Source organism: Sinorhizobium numidicum (assembly GCF_029892045.1).
Taxonomy (GTDB): Bacteria; Pseudomonadota; Alphaproteobacteria; order Rhizobiales; family Rhizobiaceae; genus Sinorhizobium; species Sinorhizobium numidicum.
This window is the reverse complement of sequence record NZ_CP120368.1, coordinates 1,323,824-1,339,799: the sequence shown is the minus strand read 5'-3', so window position 1 is coordinate 1,339,799 and position 15,976 is coordinate 1,323,824. Positions and strand designations below refer to the sequence as shown.

The following is a 15,976-nucleotide window of genomic DNA, read 5'->3' as shown; positions in this document are numbered from 1 at the left end:
CGGGGGCCGTTTGTCTTTGCTGAAGCTGATAGGCCTAAAGAATTAGGAGGTTTTTGTCGACAAATGCGGCAATTGTAACTAACAATAGTGTTACTGCCATTTGACATGGCACCTCAACATATACATTTATAGGTCATGAAGACGACATTCGAAGTTTCCGACAAGCTGTTCGAGCTTTATCATCGCGTTCATCGGTTGGTTAACGAGTCGATGACAGAGGAAGGCGTATCGCTTGCCCGAAGCAAGTTCCTGTTCTTTCTGAGCAAACTCGGCCCCTGTCGCTCCACGGACATCGCCTGCGCACTGAACTTTGCGCCGCGAACGGTGACCGAGGCGATCGACGGGCTGGAGCGCGACCGTTTGGTGGTGAGGAAGCCGGACCCAGAGGATCGCCGTGCGAAAATCGTCTCGATTACCGAGATCGGCCGCGTCGTCCTTGAAGCCGCGGAGCACCCCCGAAAGCAGCTTATCGAGGAGATCTTCTCGGCGCTCGACGATGAGCAGCTCGACCAACTCTATGACATCGTCAGTAAGCTCGTCGAGAAGACCGACGAGATCCGCAAACGCAAGGAAGAAGCCGAAGAGGCTGAGATCGCCGTCGCACGCTAAGGTCGCAGATCACCTTCCAAAACGAGCAGAGGCCGGAACATCATGTTCCGGCCTCTTCCGTTTTTCTCCGGCCTGACGCCTACATCGCGTCGATCGCACCGATGGAGAAGAACAGTGTTTCGCCGGAGGAGTCGTCGACGCCGTCATTGTCGGTGACGACGTAGCCGTTTCCAGCGGCATCGACCGCGAAGCCTTCGACCTTGTCGACCACATAGCCGTTCAGCGCCTTCAATTCCGGAATGAGATCGCGGACCTCCTCCTTCTTGATGACCGGCAACTCTGCCCCAAGCGCGGCAGGCTTGAGATCGGCAAGGGCGACGCGATAGAGCTTCTTGAGCTTGGCAGCCTCGCCGATCAGATTATCGCGCTCGAGGATATAGGCGTAGTTGCCGTGGACGGAGATCTCCGAGAGGCCGACCCAGCCACCTTCCGATTTTTCGAGCGGGTAACGCAAGGCACCCCACTCCTTGGTTGTGGGCTTGTAGGAGACGAGTTTGACGAAGCCTTTCCCGTCATCCTTCCATTCGCGCTGCACCGCCATCCAGAGAACCTGATCGTCTCCCGCGCCTACCGTCGCGATGCCTTCGAAGCCATAACGAACCTCGTTGGAGCGCAGCTCTTCCGGCAGGGCAACCTCGTTCTTGATTTCGCCCTTCTTGTTCACATGGAAAAGCGCGTGGCTGTAGAGCTTGTCGGAATTGCCTTCGGAGGCGAGCCAGAAACCGCCTTCTCCATCATTCGCGATTCCCTCGATGTCGAGCTTCTGGGCAGGAGCACCGTCGCGGGTGATCGGGAGCGCCTCCGTAATCAGCGCCGGCTTCCGTGATGCGTCGATGGTGAAGATCGTTGGCTGTGCCGAAAAGACGGAATCGCTGACCGCCCAGAGAAAGCCCGGCTTGTCCGGAACTGCCGCAAGCCCCGAGAGCGCACCGAAGCCAATGGGCAGGCCGTCCTTTTCGGACGAACTTATCTGCGGATAGGCAACTTCCCCCTCGCCGCGCTCGTAAATCATCACATGCGCCCGCGCACCACCATCCTCGACGAGATCGACCTCGTTGGCGGTTGCCACCAGATTGCGCCCGGGTATCGCCACCGCACCCTCTGGTGAAATTCCGGACGGCAGGAGCTGGAGCAGCTCCGGCTCGGCTCCTGTGTGCTTATAAACGCCGACGACCGAAGCGCGCTCTGACAGGACGAAGAAGAGATCGTCATCACCGAACCGTGCCGCTTCCAGCCCTTCGGGCTCAATGCCCTTCGCCGACGATCTCTTCTCCGGATAGTGACCGATCGCCGCGATCGCGTGTTCGAAACTGGCGCCGGACTCGAACAGGACCTTGCCGGTCCTGTCGAAGATGGTGAAACCACGCGCACCGCCCTCGTAGTCGCCCTCGTTGGCAACTACCAGGCGGTTATCGTCGAGCCACTTCACCGCATCCGGCTCGCGCTTGCGGCCCATTTGCTTGCCCTTGAATGAAATAGCGCCGTCGCGTTTGGTATCGACGTTTTCGAGGTCCACCGTGCCGGCGGAGAAGTGCGTCTTCACGACCGCCGATTTGCCGTCGACGATGACGATATGATTGTTTTCCTGCAGCGTCAGGGCAATTTCGCCTTTGCCGTTGAATGCAACGAATTCCGGTTCCGGATCTTCGCCGGCCACATCGGCGAGGCCGGTCAGCGTCACATGCTTGACCGTCGCGCAATCCGCGACGCCGTCCTTCAGCGAAAGGATCACCAGATCGCCTGCCGGCATTTGCGGGATCTGCCCGTCATTCACCTCCTCGTCGCGCTCGTTTTCGATCGCGATCGCGGCAAGGGTGCGTTCCTTGTCGACCGCCACCGAATCCGGTTGACCGCCAAGGTGACAGGTTGCTTCAACCTTCTTGCTGGCGATATCGACCACCGCCAGCAAGCCGGAGGGTGTGGTGAAACTTTCGCTCGTGCTGACGGCCACCAGCGCCTTCGCGCCTGCAACGGCAACAGAAGTTGGCTCTCCGTCGAAAGAAACGGTTCCGCCAGCCTTCGGTGCCTTCGCCTCGGTTATATCGACGAAGCCAATGCGCTTGCCGGGGCTGTCGGAGTAAATCAGCGTCTTACCGTCTTCGCTGGCGGTTATGATTTCGGCGGATGTCGCTGCCTTTCGGTCGGCGCCCTCCGGCAAGTTGTCGACGACTGCAAAGGATGCGATGCGATTGAAAACCTGCTCGGCCTTTACCGTCGATGCCGTCGATGCGACGAGCGCGGCGGCCAATGCTGTGGTGATGGAAAATGGCTTCATTTGTCCCTCCTTATGCCGGCACCCGCGCCGCCGGGAGGGCGGGCGCGCACCGCTGTTGGCATCCCGAATCGCTGGATCGCCTCACGGGCCCGGATGGGAGGCTTTTGCAACCGTCCTGTAACAGCCCGATGACAGCGACAGCGACCTACTGCATGGTTCCTTAAATCGGAACCGATCTATGGCTAAAACCATGCAGCAGTTCAAAGTGTTACAGCGACCTTCGTGCGTCCGAAGAGAAGCACGGCTCTGTAGGGGAGAGCCCAAACGAAAAGAGGCCCGGACGAACCGGGCCTCAATTGATCTGCTTGCGGCCAGCGCCGTTCAGCGTGACTTAAGCAGATGAAACATGAACCTATCTGCTGCCTGTATTCCGCCATCTCTCGATGGAAACGGCAATAAAAGGCGTGCGAATTGATGTTCCCTCGGGTCCCGTCGGAACCCGAGGCGCCGGATTAGTTGACGGCGTCCTTGAGGCCCTTGCCGGCCGTGAACTTCGGCACGTTGCGTGCCGGGATGTCAACTTCAGCGCCCGTGGACGGGTTGCGGCCCTTGGAGGCTTCGCGGCGCGTTACGGAGAAGTTGCCGAAGCCGACGAGGCGAATGTCGCCACCGTTCTTCAGCTCAGCCTGGATGGTCTCAAAAACCGCGTCGACTGCAGACGACGCGTCGGTCTTGGAAAGTCCGGCCTTTTCAGCAACGGCAGACACGAGCTCATTTTTGTTCATGTTTCCACCCCTTTCATACTGGTTCGAAACGACTGTCTTGTTAAGCCGGGGCGGCATGCGCACCGCCCACGTCTTGCCATTCCCAATTGCGCCTAATCCCTTGGAATGCAAGGGTTGCAGGATGCTTTTACAACAAAAAAGACCGGCAAAAGGCCGGTCTTCCTTGTTTTTCTGTTCGAAGGGCGCAACCGGGACACAGTCCCGGTCCTTTCCGGTGCTTCCTTAGTGGGCGATTGACGCCCCCGCCTCATCTTGCGAATCAACGGCCGGAAGCGTGGCCGGCTGGTTTGCCGGGTCCCATTCGATCGGCTCGGGACGCCGCATCAGCGCATGTTGGAGCACCTCACCCATCCGCGAGACCGGGACGATTTCGAGGCTATTCTTCACATTATCCGGGATCTCGGCGAGATCCTTGGCGTTCTCCTCGGGGATCAGCACCTTCTTGATGCCACCCCGCAGAGCTGCCAGCAGCTTCTCCTTCAGGCCACCGATCGGCAGCACCCGACCGCGGAGCGTGATCTCGCCGGTCATCGCGACATCCTTGGAGATTGGTATGCCGGTCATGACCGAGACGATCGCCGTTGCCATGGCAACGCCTGCAGACGGACCATCCTTCGGCGTCGCTCCCTCGGGTACGTGCACGTGAATGTCGCGCCTGTCGAACAACGGAGGCTCGATGCCGAAATCAATCGCACGCGAGCGGACATAGGATGCCGCTGCGGAAATCGATTCCTTCATCACGTCGCGCAGGTTGCCAGTAACGGTCATGCGGCCCTTACCGGGCATCATCACGCCTTCGATCGTCAGCAGTTCGCCGCCGACCTCGGTCCAGGCAAGTCCGGTGACGACGCCGATCTGATCGTCGCGCTCGGCCTCTCCATGGCGGAAGCGCGGCACGCCCAGGTAATCGTTGACGTTCTCGGCCGTCACTTCGACCTTCTTGGCCTTACCCTTGAGGATTTCCGTTACCGCCTTGCGCGCAAGCTTCATCAGTTCGCGCTCAAAGTTGCGGACGCCCGCCTCACGCGTATAGGTCTGGATCACCGCCATCAGCGCGCCGTCCGTGACTGAGAACTCCTTCGGCTGCAGCGCGTGGTCGCGTATCGCCTTCGGCAGCAGGTGCCGCTTGGCGATCTCCAGCTTTTCCTCTTCGGTATAGCCGGCGATACGGATCACCTCCATGCGGTCCATCAGCGGCGCCGGGATATTCAGCGTGTTCGCCGTGGTGATGAACATCACGTTCGAGAGATCGTATTCGACCTCGAGGTAATGGTCCATGAAGGTCGAGTTCTGTTCCGGATCGAGCACTTCGAGCAGCGCAGAAGACGGGTCGCCGCGGAAGTCCTGGCCCATCTTGTCGACTTCATCAAGCAAGAAGAGCGGATTGGACCTCTTTGCCTTCTTCATCGATTGCACAATCTTGCCCGGCATGGAGCCGATATAGGTCCGGCGGTGACCGCGGATTTCGGCCTCGTCACGAACGCCGCCCAGCGCCATACGAATGTACTCGCGGCCGGTCGCCTTGGCGATCGACTTGGCGAGCGAGGTCTTGCCGACGCCCGGAGGGCCGACAAGGCACAGGATGGGGCCTTTGATCTTCGTAGAGCGCGCCTGCACGGCAAGATACTCGACGATGCGTTCCTTGACCTTGTCCAATCCGAAGTGATCGGTGTCGAGCACCTTCTCCGCATGGTTGAGGTCGGTCTTGATCTTCGACTTCTTGCCCCAGGGCAGCCCAAGCAGCCAGTCCAGATAGTTGCGCACGACGGTTGCTTCCGCCGACATCGGGCTCATCTGGCGCAGCTTCTTCAGCTCGGCGTCAGCCTTCTCGCGGGCTTCCTTGGAGAGCTTCGTCTTGGCGATGCGCTCTTCGATTTCGGCCATCTCGTCGCGGCCGTCCTCGCTGTCGCCAAGCTCCTTCTGGATCGCCTTCATCTGTTCGTTGAGATAGTACTCGCGCTGCGTCTTCTCCATCTGGCGCTTGACGCGCGAACGGATGCGCTTTTCCACCTGCAGGACCGAGATCTCGCCCTCCATGAAGCCGAGCGCCTTTTCGAGACGCATCTTCACGCTGGTCGTCTCAAGCATTTCCTGCTTCTCGACGATCTTGATCGAGAGGTGCGATGCGACGGTGTCGGCGAGCTTCGAATAGTCTTCAATCTGGCTTGCGACGCCGACAACTTCCGGCGAAATCTTCTTGTTGAGCTTTACATAGCTCTCGAATTCAGCAACCACGGAGCGGCTCAGTGCCTCGATCTCGACCGGATCTTCATCCGGCTCGAGGAGCGCATGAGCGGCCGCCTCGTAAAAATCATCACGCTCGGTATAGCGATCAATCTCGGCGCGCGCGCGCCCTTCGACGAGAACCTTGACGGTACCGTCGGGCAGCTTCAGGAGTTGCAGCACGTTGGCGATCGTTCCGACCTGGTAGATGGCGGAGGCTTCCGGATCATCGTCAGTTGCGTTGATCTGGGTCGCAAGCATGATCTGCTTGTCGGTTCCCATGACCTCTTCCAGAGCACGGATCGACTTCTCCCGCCCGACGAAGAGCGGCACGATCATATGCGGGAAGACCACAATGTCACGCAGCGGCAGAACCGGATAGGTCGCGCTTTCAGTCGCCGGGGACGTTCTGTTCGTCATGTCATTTCCTTTCCGTCCCGTTTTTCGGGCCCGTTCCCGGGAGCCTCAGCAGCACTCCCGGTTGTCATATTTTCTACATGAAAGTGGAGTGCAAGAGAGGCCTTTTCAAGACACGGCGCAATCTCCGCCCTCATGGACAATTCCCGTTCCCTACGCTGAGATGCTGTTGCGGGCCTTGCGAAGGAATACCGAAAATACCAAGGCGCCCAGCAACCGCTTTTCATTGAATCGTCGCATCATCGCGTTGTTACCGCACTTTAGCAACAATCGAATCATTAAATCGAGCCGTTCTGGGCCGCATCTCAACAGCTATCTGGAGCGATCAGCGTCCAATGAAAAAGCCCGCACGCGGCGGGCTCTTCAAGCGATCGTGCAATGCGCGATCAGGCCGAGACGTTGGTCTTTTCCTCGGAGCGTTCCGAGTAGATGTAGAGCGGCCGAGCCGTCCCTTTAACCACCTCGTCCGAAATCACGACCTCGCGAACGCCCTCGAGCGTCGGCAGCTCGAACATGGTATCGAGCAAGATCTTTTCCATAATGGAGCGCAGGCCGCGAGCACCGGTCTTGCGGACGATTGCGCGACGGGCGATTTCGCGCAGCGCGTCTTCGTGGAAGGTCAATTCGACGTCTTCCATCTCGAACAGCCTCTGATACTGCTTGACCAATGCGTTCTTGGGCTCGGAAAGAATCTGGATCAACGCATCCTCGTCCAAGTCCTCGAGCGTGGCGAGAACCGGCAAGCGGCCGATGAATTCCGGGATCAGACCAAATTTGACGAGATCCTCCGGCTCGAGCTCACGCAGCACTTCGCCGACCCGGCGATCTTCCGGAGCGCGAACAGTGGCGCCGAAGCCGATCGAAGTCTTCTCTCCACGCGCGGAGATGATCTTGTCGAGGCCCGCGAAAGCACCGCCGCAGATGAAGAGGATATTCGTCGTATCCACCTGCAGGAATTCCTGCTGCGGGTGCTTGCGCCCGCCCTGCGGCGGTACGGAGGCAACGGTCCCTTCCATGATCTTCAAGAGGGCCTGCTGCACGCCCTCGCCCGAGACGTCGCGGGTGATCGAAGGATTGTCCGACTTGCGCGAGATCTTGTCGACCTCATCGATATAGACGATGCCGCGCTGAGCCCGCTCGACGTTGTAGTCGGCAGCCTGGAGCAGCTTCAGGATGATGTTCTCGACGTCCTCGCCGACATAGCCGGCTTCGGTCAGCGTCGTCGCGTCGGCCATGGTGAAGGGAACATCGATGATCCGGGCCAAAGTCTGTGCCAGATAGGTCTTTCCGCAGCCGGTCGGTCCGACAAGCATGATGTTCGACTTCGCCAGCTCTACGTCGCTGCTCTTGGCAGCGTGAGCAAGGCGTTTGTAGTGGTTGTGCACGGCAACCGACAGGATGCGCTTGGCCTGCTGCTGGCCAATGACATACTCGTCGAGAACCTTGATGATTTCCTGGGGTGTAGGAACGCCATCGCGAGACTTAACCATCGAGGTCTTGTTCTCTTCGCGGATGATGTCCATGCAGAGTTCCACGCATTCATCGCAGATGAACACGGTCGGTCCGGCAATCAACTTGCGAACTTCGTGCTGGCTCTTGCCGCAAAACGAACAATAGAGGGTATTTTTCGAGTCACCGCCGTTGCTGCCGCTGACCTTGCTCATTTTCACTTCCTTCCAGCACGCCGGACACCTTCGGAAAGATATCGCGGACTACTCAATTAACCTTGCGCACAGCCTGCGCCCCGCAAGGCTCCTGGGAGTACTCACCGCGTCGGACGACACCGCCTGACCTCGGCTGCAACGACTCTCCCGTCGAAATCCGAACACTATGCTAAACTCCGGCACAGCGTTAACTGTTCATATTAACGGCTTTAACCTGCCGATAAAGCCCCTTAGCCGTTACAAATGTGTCACAATTGCATCTGTGGTGACACAAAGGCTTGATTTCAAGCGTGTTCGATGCCCTCGACGGCCTCACGCGACGTGATCACTTTGTCGATCAGTCCCCAATCCAGAGCCTCATCCGAGCTCATGAAATGATCGCGATCAAGCGTCTGCTCAACCTCTTCATAGGTGCGGCCGCAATGCTTGACATAAACCTCGTTCAGCCGGCGCTTCATCTTGAGAATGTCTCTCGCATGCCGCTCGATGTCGGACGCCTGCCCCTGGAAACCGCCCGAGGGCTGGTGCACCATTATGCGGGAATTGGGCGTCGCAAAGCGCATATCCTTGTGGCCCGCGGCGAGCAACAGCGAGCCCATCGATGCCGCCTGACCGATGCAGAGCGTCGAGACCGCAGGCTTGATGAACTGCATCGTGTCGTAGATCGCCATGCCGGCCGTGACCACGCCACCAGGCGAGTTGATGTAGAGCGCGATTTCCTTCTTCGGATTTTCCGCTTCGAGAAAGAGCAACTGGGCGCAGACGAGCGTCGCCATATGATCTTCGACCGGGCCCGTAAGGAAGATGATGCGTTCCTTGAGCAGCCGCGAATAGATGTCGTAGGACCGTTCGCCGCGGTTGGTCTGCTCAACAACCATCGGCACCAGCGCCATGGCCGTATCAACTGGATTTCTCATATCGAACCTTCATCAATCGGGCCCGCAACCCTTCTGCGGGCCAGGAATCATCGGAATAGCCTCAGCCCTTACATAGAGTGTCAATGCCCTTCACTTCAAGTCGCGAACATTCGATAAACTTAATGATCGCGATCGGTCCGCCCAAGGATTTTTTTGGCGCCGTCGCTTAGGAATAGAACATTTTTCCGACACTGCCTCCTGCATGCCCATATGCGGCCGCTTTGCTCACAGGCATTCCAGAAGCGCTGGTAAACGATCCTTAAATGCCGCTGGCGGCCGACCTGCTCAGCGGCGTCAAAGCTGGGACTCCAGCGGCAGAAAGCGAATTGCGCCAGCGATCAGCCGCCGGAGAATGCCGGCATCGGGTTCGCGCCGCAGCAGCCGAGCCGTCCCGTTCGTCCGGTCACACCAAACCGTCCTACCTCCATCAAGGGTCAACCGATAGCTCATTTCCGGCAATGTCTCACCATCGAATATCGATTGGAGTTCGGCAGCCAGCGCTTCATCCGAGAATATGATCCCCATCTCGGTGTTGAGAGAGGCGGAACGGGGATCGAAGTTCATCGAGCCCACGTAACCGGTCATGCCATCGATGACAAAGGCCTTGGTGTGGAGGCTCGCGTTACGGGCTCCGAACAGCGACATGCGATGGCGATCGATAAAGTCGCCACGCTCCTTGAGCTCGAAGAGATCCACACCGCCGCGGAGCAATCCCTTGCGATACTTCATGTAACCGCCGTGAACGGCTGCGACGTCGGTAGCGGCAAGCGAGTTCGTTAGGACCGCCACTCGCACTCCCTTCTTGGCGAGGACGGTCAGCTCGCGCGTTCCTTCGGCACCCGGGATGAAATAGGGCGAAATGATGCGCAGATCGCGCTTGGCGCCATTGATGAGCGGGAAAAGCTCTCGCAGCAGCCAGTTCTGCCTCTTCTGCATCAGCGCCTTCTCCGGCGGGTCGAAAGCGATGCGGACGTCGGCGCACCAATGAAGGGAGCGGCTGCCCCAGTAAAGTCCGGTCTCGGCAACGGCCCGGCCTACCCTTTCCAGATAGAAGCGTGCGGCAGCGGTTCGCGCCAGCGCGTCAAGCGTTTCGCGCAGCGCCGGCAGGTAGGTCTTGCGCGGGGTGCGGAGGGCGGCGATCGGCAGCACAGAGGCGCTGTTCCAATAGCGGTCGAACATGCTCGTCGCCTGATCGACGATCCGCCCTGTCATCCAGACATCGAGGTCGCGGAAGTTCGACAGTTCAGCGGCATCGAAATAGGCGTCGCCGATGTTGCGCCCACCGGCGATCGCCAGGCGCCCGTCTGCTATCCAAAGCTTGTTGTGCATCCGGCGCGTTGCGCTGAAGGCTCGGATCGCCATCTCGAAACCGCGGCGAAAACGGTCGGTCCGCGCCCGACTTGGATTGAACAGCCGCACGTCGACATTCGGGTGGGCGTCGAGAGAGATGCACAAGCGGTCGTGAATGCCCGCATTGACATCATCGAGCAACAATCGAACGCGCACGCCGCGGTCTGCGGCCTTGATGATCTCGCGCGTCAGCAGGAATCCCGTCAGGTCGTCCTTCCAATAATAATACTGCAGATCGAGGCTGCGTGCGGCCCGGCGAGCCGAATGCGCGCGCACGACAAAGGCCTCGATGTTGTCGTATACGAGGGCGATGCCGGTTCTGTCTGGATGGGCAAGCAGGAGCGAGCCGACTTCCTCGTCGATGTCGGTCTTATCCCCGGTGACGGGCAGGGCAAAGGACGGCTCAACCGGTGGGCGGCGTGCGAGCCGGCCATAGGCATAGAAGATCACGACGGCGACAAGGACCGTGACCAGGGCGATGAGGATGGCAAGGGAGACCGGAATCCAGGACAACATGGCACGCTGCCTCAGGCACTACGCCGAATCCGCCTCGACCAGCCTAGTGCGGTTGTCGTCGGCGTCCTTGTGCGCGACCTTCAGGTCGATCGAGGCCTTCACCGGCAGATGATCCGAGGCCACCCGTGCCAGCGGCGTATCGTGCACGGCCACCGAAGTCACCAGATGATGCGGATTGCCGAGCACCCGGTCGAGCGGCAGCAGCGGGAAGCGGGACGGAAAACTGGCAACCGCCGCATGCGAGGGATCGAAGATTGGACTGAGAAACTTCAGCGACGAGCGTTTGCCCATGCGCCACTCGTTCAGATCGCCGATAAGCAGCGTTGGTCTGCCCGCACCATCGGCCGCCGCTCGCGTTATGGCTTCTGCCTGCTGGGCTCGGGAGTGGCGCAACAAACCGAGATGCGCCGCAATCACCCGCAGTGGCCCCGCCTTCAGGTCAAGGTCTACGATAAGCGCGCCGCGCGGCTCGACTCCGGGCAAATTCAACTGCCGGACCTCGGAGACGGCACCTTCCCTGAGCAACAGGACGTTGCCATGCCAGCCGTGGCCCTTCTCCGAAAAGGGCGATATCGGGACGGAAACAAGATGCGCCTCACGGCGCAAATGCTCGAGGTCCAAAAGCCCGGCACGTTCACCGAAACGCTGATCTGCCTCCTGGAGGGCGACGATATCCGCTCCGATGTCGGTGATCACCTGGGCTGTTCGCGACGGATCGAACCGGCCATCGGTGCCCACGCATTTGTGGATGTTGTAGGAAGCGATGACGATGTCCCCCCGGCTCACCGCCGCATCGCGACTGACGACCGTCGGCCGCCGTTTGCGGATCGCTGCCACGATGCCTGCGGATAAACTGCCTTGCGTCTTTGCCATGCTGCTCCCTGCTTGCTGCCGCATCATGCTCAAATAAGCGTGGCCGTGCCACTGAAAAAGTCCGCATCGGCGTATCTTGTTGCTTTCGGCCGGCTACGGCCGATTGCTCTTGCCGTACCCGTGTCTGGCGCAATAGAGATACAGTGAAAAAAAGAACCGCCCGTATTCGAAGAGCCGAGAACATGTCCGCAGCTCCCGGTATTACCATCGACGTCCCCGCTCGGCGCGTTTCCCTCGACGTTCGCAATCCGGACTTCTTCCGCAATCCGCTCCCGGCCTATGCGGCCCTCCATGCGCAATGTCCCGCCTTTTTCTGGAAGGAGCAGCAGCAATGGTATTTCGCGGGCTATGATCAGGTGAACGGCCTGTTGCGCGATCGTCGCTTCGGACGTCAGATCCTGCATGTCGCGACACGCGAGGAACTCGGCATGCCGGAGCCGAAGCCGCATCTCAAGGACTTCGACGCGCTGGAAGCGCACTCGCTGCTCGAATTGGAACCACCGGCCCATACGCGGCTGCGCACGCTTGTCAACCGCGCCTTTGTTTCCCGGCAGATTGAGCAACTCCGGCCGGAGATCGAAGAGCTCTCGCATGCGGTCATAGACAGCTTCGACAAAGATGGCGAGGTCGAGTTGCTGAAGACCTATGCCGAGACTATTCCCGTGACCATCATCGCGCGCATGCTCGGCATTCCCGTCGAGGCAGCGCCGCGCCTTCTAGACTGGTCGCATCGCATGGTGCGAATGTACGTCTTCGATCCGACGTTAGAGACGGAGCTCGATGCCAATCAGGCCTCCGCCGAGTTCGCGGACTATCTGAAGGGCATTATCGCCGAAAAGCGCGCCAAACCGGCGGACGATCTGCTCACCCACATGATCACCTCCGAGAAGGATGGCGAGCGTCTATCGGAAGCCGAACTGATTTCGACGACCGTCCTGCTCCTGAATGCCGGGCACGAGGCGACGGTTCACCAGATCGGCAACGCCGTACGCACGATCCTGCAATCCGGCCTTTCTCCCGCCGAACTCTTTTCGAGCGAGGAAAAGACGGAACGAACCGTTGAAGAATGCCTGCGTTTTGCCGCGCCGCTGCATATTTTCCAGCGCTATGCGCTGTCAGACATCGAGCTCGATAATGGCATAGTCCTCAAGAAGGGCGAGAAGATCGGACTGATGCTCGGCGCCGCCAACGTCGATCCGCGGAAGTTCTCGGCGCCCGACACGTTCAGGCCGGACAGGGACGAAGGCGCCAACGTTTCGTTCGGCGCGGGCTTGCACTTTTGCATCGGCGCACCCCTTGCACGGCTGGAACTCAAGCTCGCCCTGCCGATCCTCTTCCAGCGTCTGCCGGGCATGCGGCTCAAGCATGAGCCGCAAGTCAGGGACAGTTTCCACTTTCACGGGCTGGAGCGCCTGGATCTCGTCTGGTAGCCGACGCCGAGTGGGGAGGCTGTTCAGACTCGGTTAAGTATAAAGCCCTATTCCGGTCTGCACGGAACCGCGACAGGAGCCCGCCGATGCAGCCAATCATGTTCACAAGCCTGATCGCCATCGGCCTGGTGCTCAGCGGCTGCCAAAGCGATCTGGCCAGGGTCGCCGATGCGGCCTTCAGGGATTCGCCGGGCTACCCAGTCGCGCAAAGGCCCGATTCCTCTCAGCCAGCAACACCATCTACGCCAACGAGTCCATCGACGCCGCCGACGGGCCCCACCACACCGCCGGTCGAGAATGCCGAAGCAAGACCGGCTTGCGATGCCGCGACACAGGCCAAGCTCAAGGCCCCGGGCACGGATGCGATCCTGCTCGCTTGCAGCATTCGCCTGTCTTCAGCGGATGTCGTCACCCACCCGCTCGTCTTCGAAGGAAATGCCGCCTCCGGGTCCGTGCTCGACTGCGGCGGAGGAACACTCGACGTGAGCGCCGGCGAATCACGCAAGCAGAAGACCGCCGTCGTCGTTCGCTCAAAGAAAACCGCTTCCGGCGCCTGGGATCCGCCATCGAACGTGACCATAAGCAACTGCCGGATTAAGGGTTTCGTCCGCATCTATGGCCTCGGCGAGAACGCCAATGGCGAGACGATGAAGGCATCGTCGCGGAACCCCGACCATACGGCCTTCGCTCAAACGTCCGCTCCGAAGAATGTGCGGCTGGAAAACGTGAGCTTCTACGCGCCTGACGGCATCCCCCTTTACGTCGGGCCGGGCGTGACGAACGCGGCTCTCGTCAATTCGCGGGTCAACGGCAACTCGACGTCCGTCGCCATCTACCTGGATGCGGAATCCGCCAACAACACGATCAGCAACAACGTCTTCGGGATTTCGACGGAGAAACGGGAACTGATCGCGATCGACGGCTCGGCGAACAACAAGATCGCCAACAATACCTTCGAACACGCCGAAAACGGAGGCATATTCGTTTATCGAAACTGCGGCGAAGGTGGCGTGATCCGGCATCAGAAACCGCAGTTCAATCAGATCATCGGCAATACGTTCCGCTATGGATCGGCATTTCTGGCCAAACCGGCAGTATGGCTGAATTCACGCAACGGCAGCAGCAGCTACTGCTTCAAGGATCCGGCTTTTCCCTTTGGCAGCAGCGCCAGCAATCTCGATTTCGCGCAGCGCAACATCGTTCGCGACAACAAGCTCGAAGGCGGCTCCGAAAGCCTGATCCGCAACGACGATCCCACTAATGATATCCGAGCGAATACAGCGACCGGCGGGTGGTAATCGGAGCAGGTAGTCAGAGGCGGATAACGTAGTCTTTGCGAGTCGTCTCAACGACTTCCCAGGTTCCCTTGAAGCCGGGTCTTAAGATCATGCTGTCGCCGGCTGTGAGGTGAACGGGTTCTCCCTCCTCTTCCGTCACGATCGAATGGCCGGTCAGAATGTGGAAATATTCCCATTCGTCATAGACGATCCGCCACTTTCCGGGCGTCGCCTCCCAAACGCCGGAATAGAGGCCGCCCTCAGTCTGCTCGATATTCCAGGTGCGAAACCGCGGGTTCCCGGAAATCAGCCGCTCAGGCGGCGGAGCACCGGTCTCCGCTTCGACCGAAGATAGGTCGAATTTCACCATCGAACTCATAATGACCTCCTCGCATGGCGGGCATCCTGCCCGCTGCGTCATACCTTGGCGAGCGCCTGTTCCAGGTCGGCAATGATATCGGCAACATCCTCGATGCCGATCGAGAGGCGGACGACATCCGGCCCCGCTCCGGCCGCGACCTGTTGTTCCGGCGTCAGTTGCCGGTGCGTGGTCGACGCCGGATGGATGACGAGCGAACGGGTGTCGCCGATATTGGCAAGATGCGAAAACATCTCCAAACCCTCGACGACGCGCTTACCGGCCTCATATCCGCCCGCGAGCCCAAAGGTGAAGACGGCGCCGGCGCCCCTCGGCGCGTAGCGTCTTTGCAGTGCGTTGTTCGGATCGTCTTCGAGGCCCGCATAACGGACCCAGGATACCTTTTCGTGCCCATTCAGCCATTTGGCAACTTGGAGCGCGTTGTCGCAATGGCGCTGCATCCGCAGCGGCAAGGTCTCGACGCCGGTCTGGATCAGAAAAGCGTTGAACGGCGAGATCGCCGGTCCGAAGTCTCGCAAGCCCAAGACCCGCGCGGCGACGGCGAAAGCGAAATTGCCGAAGGCCTGGTGCAGAACCACGCCGGCATATTCCGGCCGCGGTTCGGAAAGAAGCGGATATTTTCCGGACGTTGACCAGTCGAACGTGCCACCGTCGACGATGATGCCGCCCATCGAATTGCCGTGGCCGCCAATGAACTTGGTCAGTGAATGGACGACGACATCGGCGCCGTGCTCCAGGGGCCGCAGCAGATATGGCGTCGCCATCGTGTTGTCGACGATCAAGGGCAGGCCATGCCGACGCGCGATGTCGGCGATCGCGGCGATATCGACGAAGGTACCGCCGGGATTGGCGAGACTTTCGATGAAGATCGCCTTGGTCCGCTCGTCGATCTGATCATCGAAGCTGTCGGGTTCGGCCGAATCCGCCCAGCGGACCTGCCAATCGAAAGACTTGAAGGCGTGGCCGAATTGGTTGACGGAGCCGCCATAAAGCTGCTTTGCCGCAACGAAATTGTCACCCGGGCTCATAATCGTGTGGAAGACGAGTAGCTGGGCTGCATGGCCCGAAGAAACCGCCAGTGCCGCCGTGCCACCTTCTAGCGCTGCGATCCGCTCCTCCAGCACCGCTTGCGTCGGATTCATGATCCGGGTGTAGATGTTGCCGAATTGCTGAAGTCCGAAGAGCGCTGCCGCATGATCGGTATCGTTGAAGACGAAACTCGTCGTCTGATAGATCGGCGTCGCTCTTGCGCCCGTCGTGGGGTCGGGCTGCGCTCCCGCGTGAACTGCAAGCGTGCTGAAACCGGGACCGGGTTTCATTC

General features: G+C 59.8%; 12 protein-coding genes. 3 read left to right on the top strand and 9 right to left on the bottom strand.

Annotation, left to right across the window (positions count from 1 at the left end; translation table 11 throughout):
- The first annotated feature begins 135 nt into the window (after positions 1 to 135).
- Entirely contained in the window at positions 136 to 609 is a 474-nt protein-coding gene (locus tag PYH37_RS17495) for a MarR family winged helix-turn-helix transcriptional regulator (protein WP_280732744.1), read from the top strand.
- A gap of 79 nt (positions 610 to 688) precedes the next feature.
- Here the strand turns inward: PYH37_RS17495 and PYH37_RS17490 are convergent, their stop codons facing one another.
- The 7 genes from PYH37_RS17490 to PYH37_RS17460 form a co-directional block, all read right to left on the bottom strand.
- A complete protein-coding gene (locus tag PYH37_RS17490) occupies positions 689 to 2,884 on the bottom strand; it encodes an esterase-like activity of phytase family protein (RefSeq protein WP_280732743.1) in 2,196 nt (731 codons plus the stop codon).
- Positions 2,885 to 3,336: 452 nt separating this feature from the next.
- The gene (gene hupB / locus PYH37_RS17485; RefSeq protein ID WP_136504269.1) at positions 3,337 to 3,609 is read right to left on the bottom strand and encodes a DNA-binding protein HupB; all 273 of its coding nucleotides are present in this window, start codon (positions 3,607 to 3,609) and stop codon (positions 3,337 to 3,339) included.
- A gap of 222 nt (positions 3,610 to 3,831) precedes the next feature.
- Positions 3,832 to 6,252 carry an endopeptidase La gene (lon, locus tag PYH37_RS17480; protein WP_280732742.1) on the bottom strand — a complete coding sequence of 807 codons (2,421 nt, stop codon included), beginning with the start codon at positions 6,250 to 6,252 and terminating at the stop codon, positions 3,832 to 3,834.
- A 383-nt stretch (positions 6,253 to 6,635) separates the two neighbouring features.
- The gene (gene clpX, locus PYH37_RS17475) at positions 6,636 to 7,913 is read right to left on the bottom strand and encodes an ATP-dependent Clp protease ATP-binding subunit ClpX (protein WP_136504267.1); all 1,278 of its coding nucleotides are present in this window, start codon (positions 7,911 to 7,913) and stop codon (positions 6,636 to 6,638) included.
- A 284-nt stretch (positions 7,914 to 8,197) separates the two neighbouring features.
- Positions 8,198 to 8,830 carry an ATP-dependent Clp endopeptidase proteolytic subunit ClpP gene (gene clpP / locus PYH37_RS17470; RefSeq protein WP_280732741.1) on the bottom strand — a complete coding sequence of 211 codons (633 nt, stop codon included), beginning with the start codon at positions 8,828 to 8,830 and terminating at the stop codon, positions 8,198 to 8,200.
- A gap of 294 nt (positions 8,831 to 9,124) precedes the next feature.
- Positions 9,125 to 10,696 carry a phospholipase D family protein gene (locus PYH37_RS17465; protein ID WP_280732740.1) on the bottom strand — a complete coding sequence of 524 codons (1,572 nt, stop codon included), beginning with the start codon at positions 10,694 to 10,696 and terminating at the stop codon, positions 9,125 to 9,127.
- A gap of 18 nt (positions 10,697 to 10,714) precedes the next feature.
- Positions 10,715 to 11,569 (bottom strand): endonuclease/exonuclease/phosphatase family protein, encoded by an 855-nt coding sequence (locus tag PYH37_RS17460; protein ID WP_280732739.1) that lies wholly within the window; start codon positions 11,567 to 11,569, stop codon positions 10,715 to 10,717.
- 182 nt (positions 11,570 to 11,751) lie between these two features.
- On the opposite strand from PYH37_RS17460, the gene PYH37_RS17455 reads away from it, so the two are divergent.
- A complete protein-coding gene (locus tag PYH37_RS17455; RefSeq protein ID WP_280732738.1) occupies positions 11,752 to 12,999 on the top strand; it encodes a cytochrome P450 in 1,248 nt (415 codons plus the stop codon).
- An 86-nt stretch (positions 13,000 to 13,085) separates the two neighbouring features.
- A complete protein-coding gene (locus PYH37_RS17450) occupies positions 13,086 to 14,297 on the top strand; it encodes a right-handed parallel beta-helix repeat-containing protein (RefSeq protein WP_280732737.1) in 1,212 nt (403 codons plus the stop codon).
- A gap of 13 nt (positions 14,298 to 14,310) precedes the next feature.
- On the opposite strand, the gene PYH37_RS17445 is transcribed toward PYH37_RS17450, so the two are convergent.
- Both PYH37_RS17445 and PYH37_RS17440 read right to left on the bottom strand, forming a co-directional pair.
- The gene (locus PYH37_RS17445) at positions 14,311 to 14,655 is read right to left on the bottom strand and encodes a cupin domain-containing protein (protein WP_280732736.1); all 345 of its coding nucleotides are present in this window, start codon (positions 14,653 to 14,655) and stop codon (positions 14,311 to 14,313) included.
- 38 nt (positions 14,656 to 14,693) lie between these two features.
- Positions 14,694 to 15,974, bottom strand: coding sequence for an O-acetylhomoserine aminocarboxypropyltransferase (locus PYH37_RS17440; RefSeq protein ID WP_280732735.1), 1,281 nt, complete (start codon positions 15,972 to 15,974; stop codon positions 14,694 to 14,696).
- Between the last annotated feature and the right edge of the window lie 2 nt (positions 15,975 to 15,976).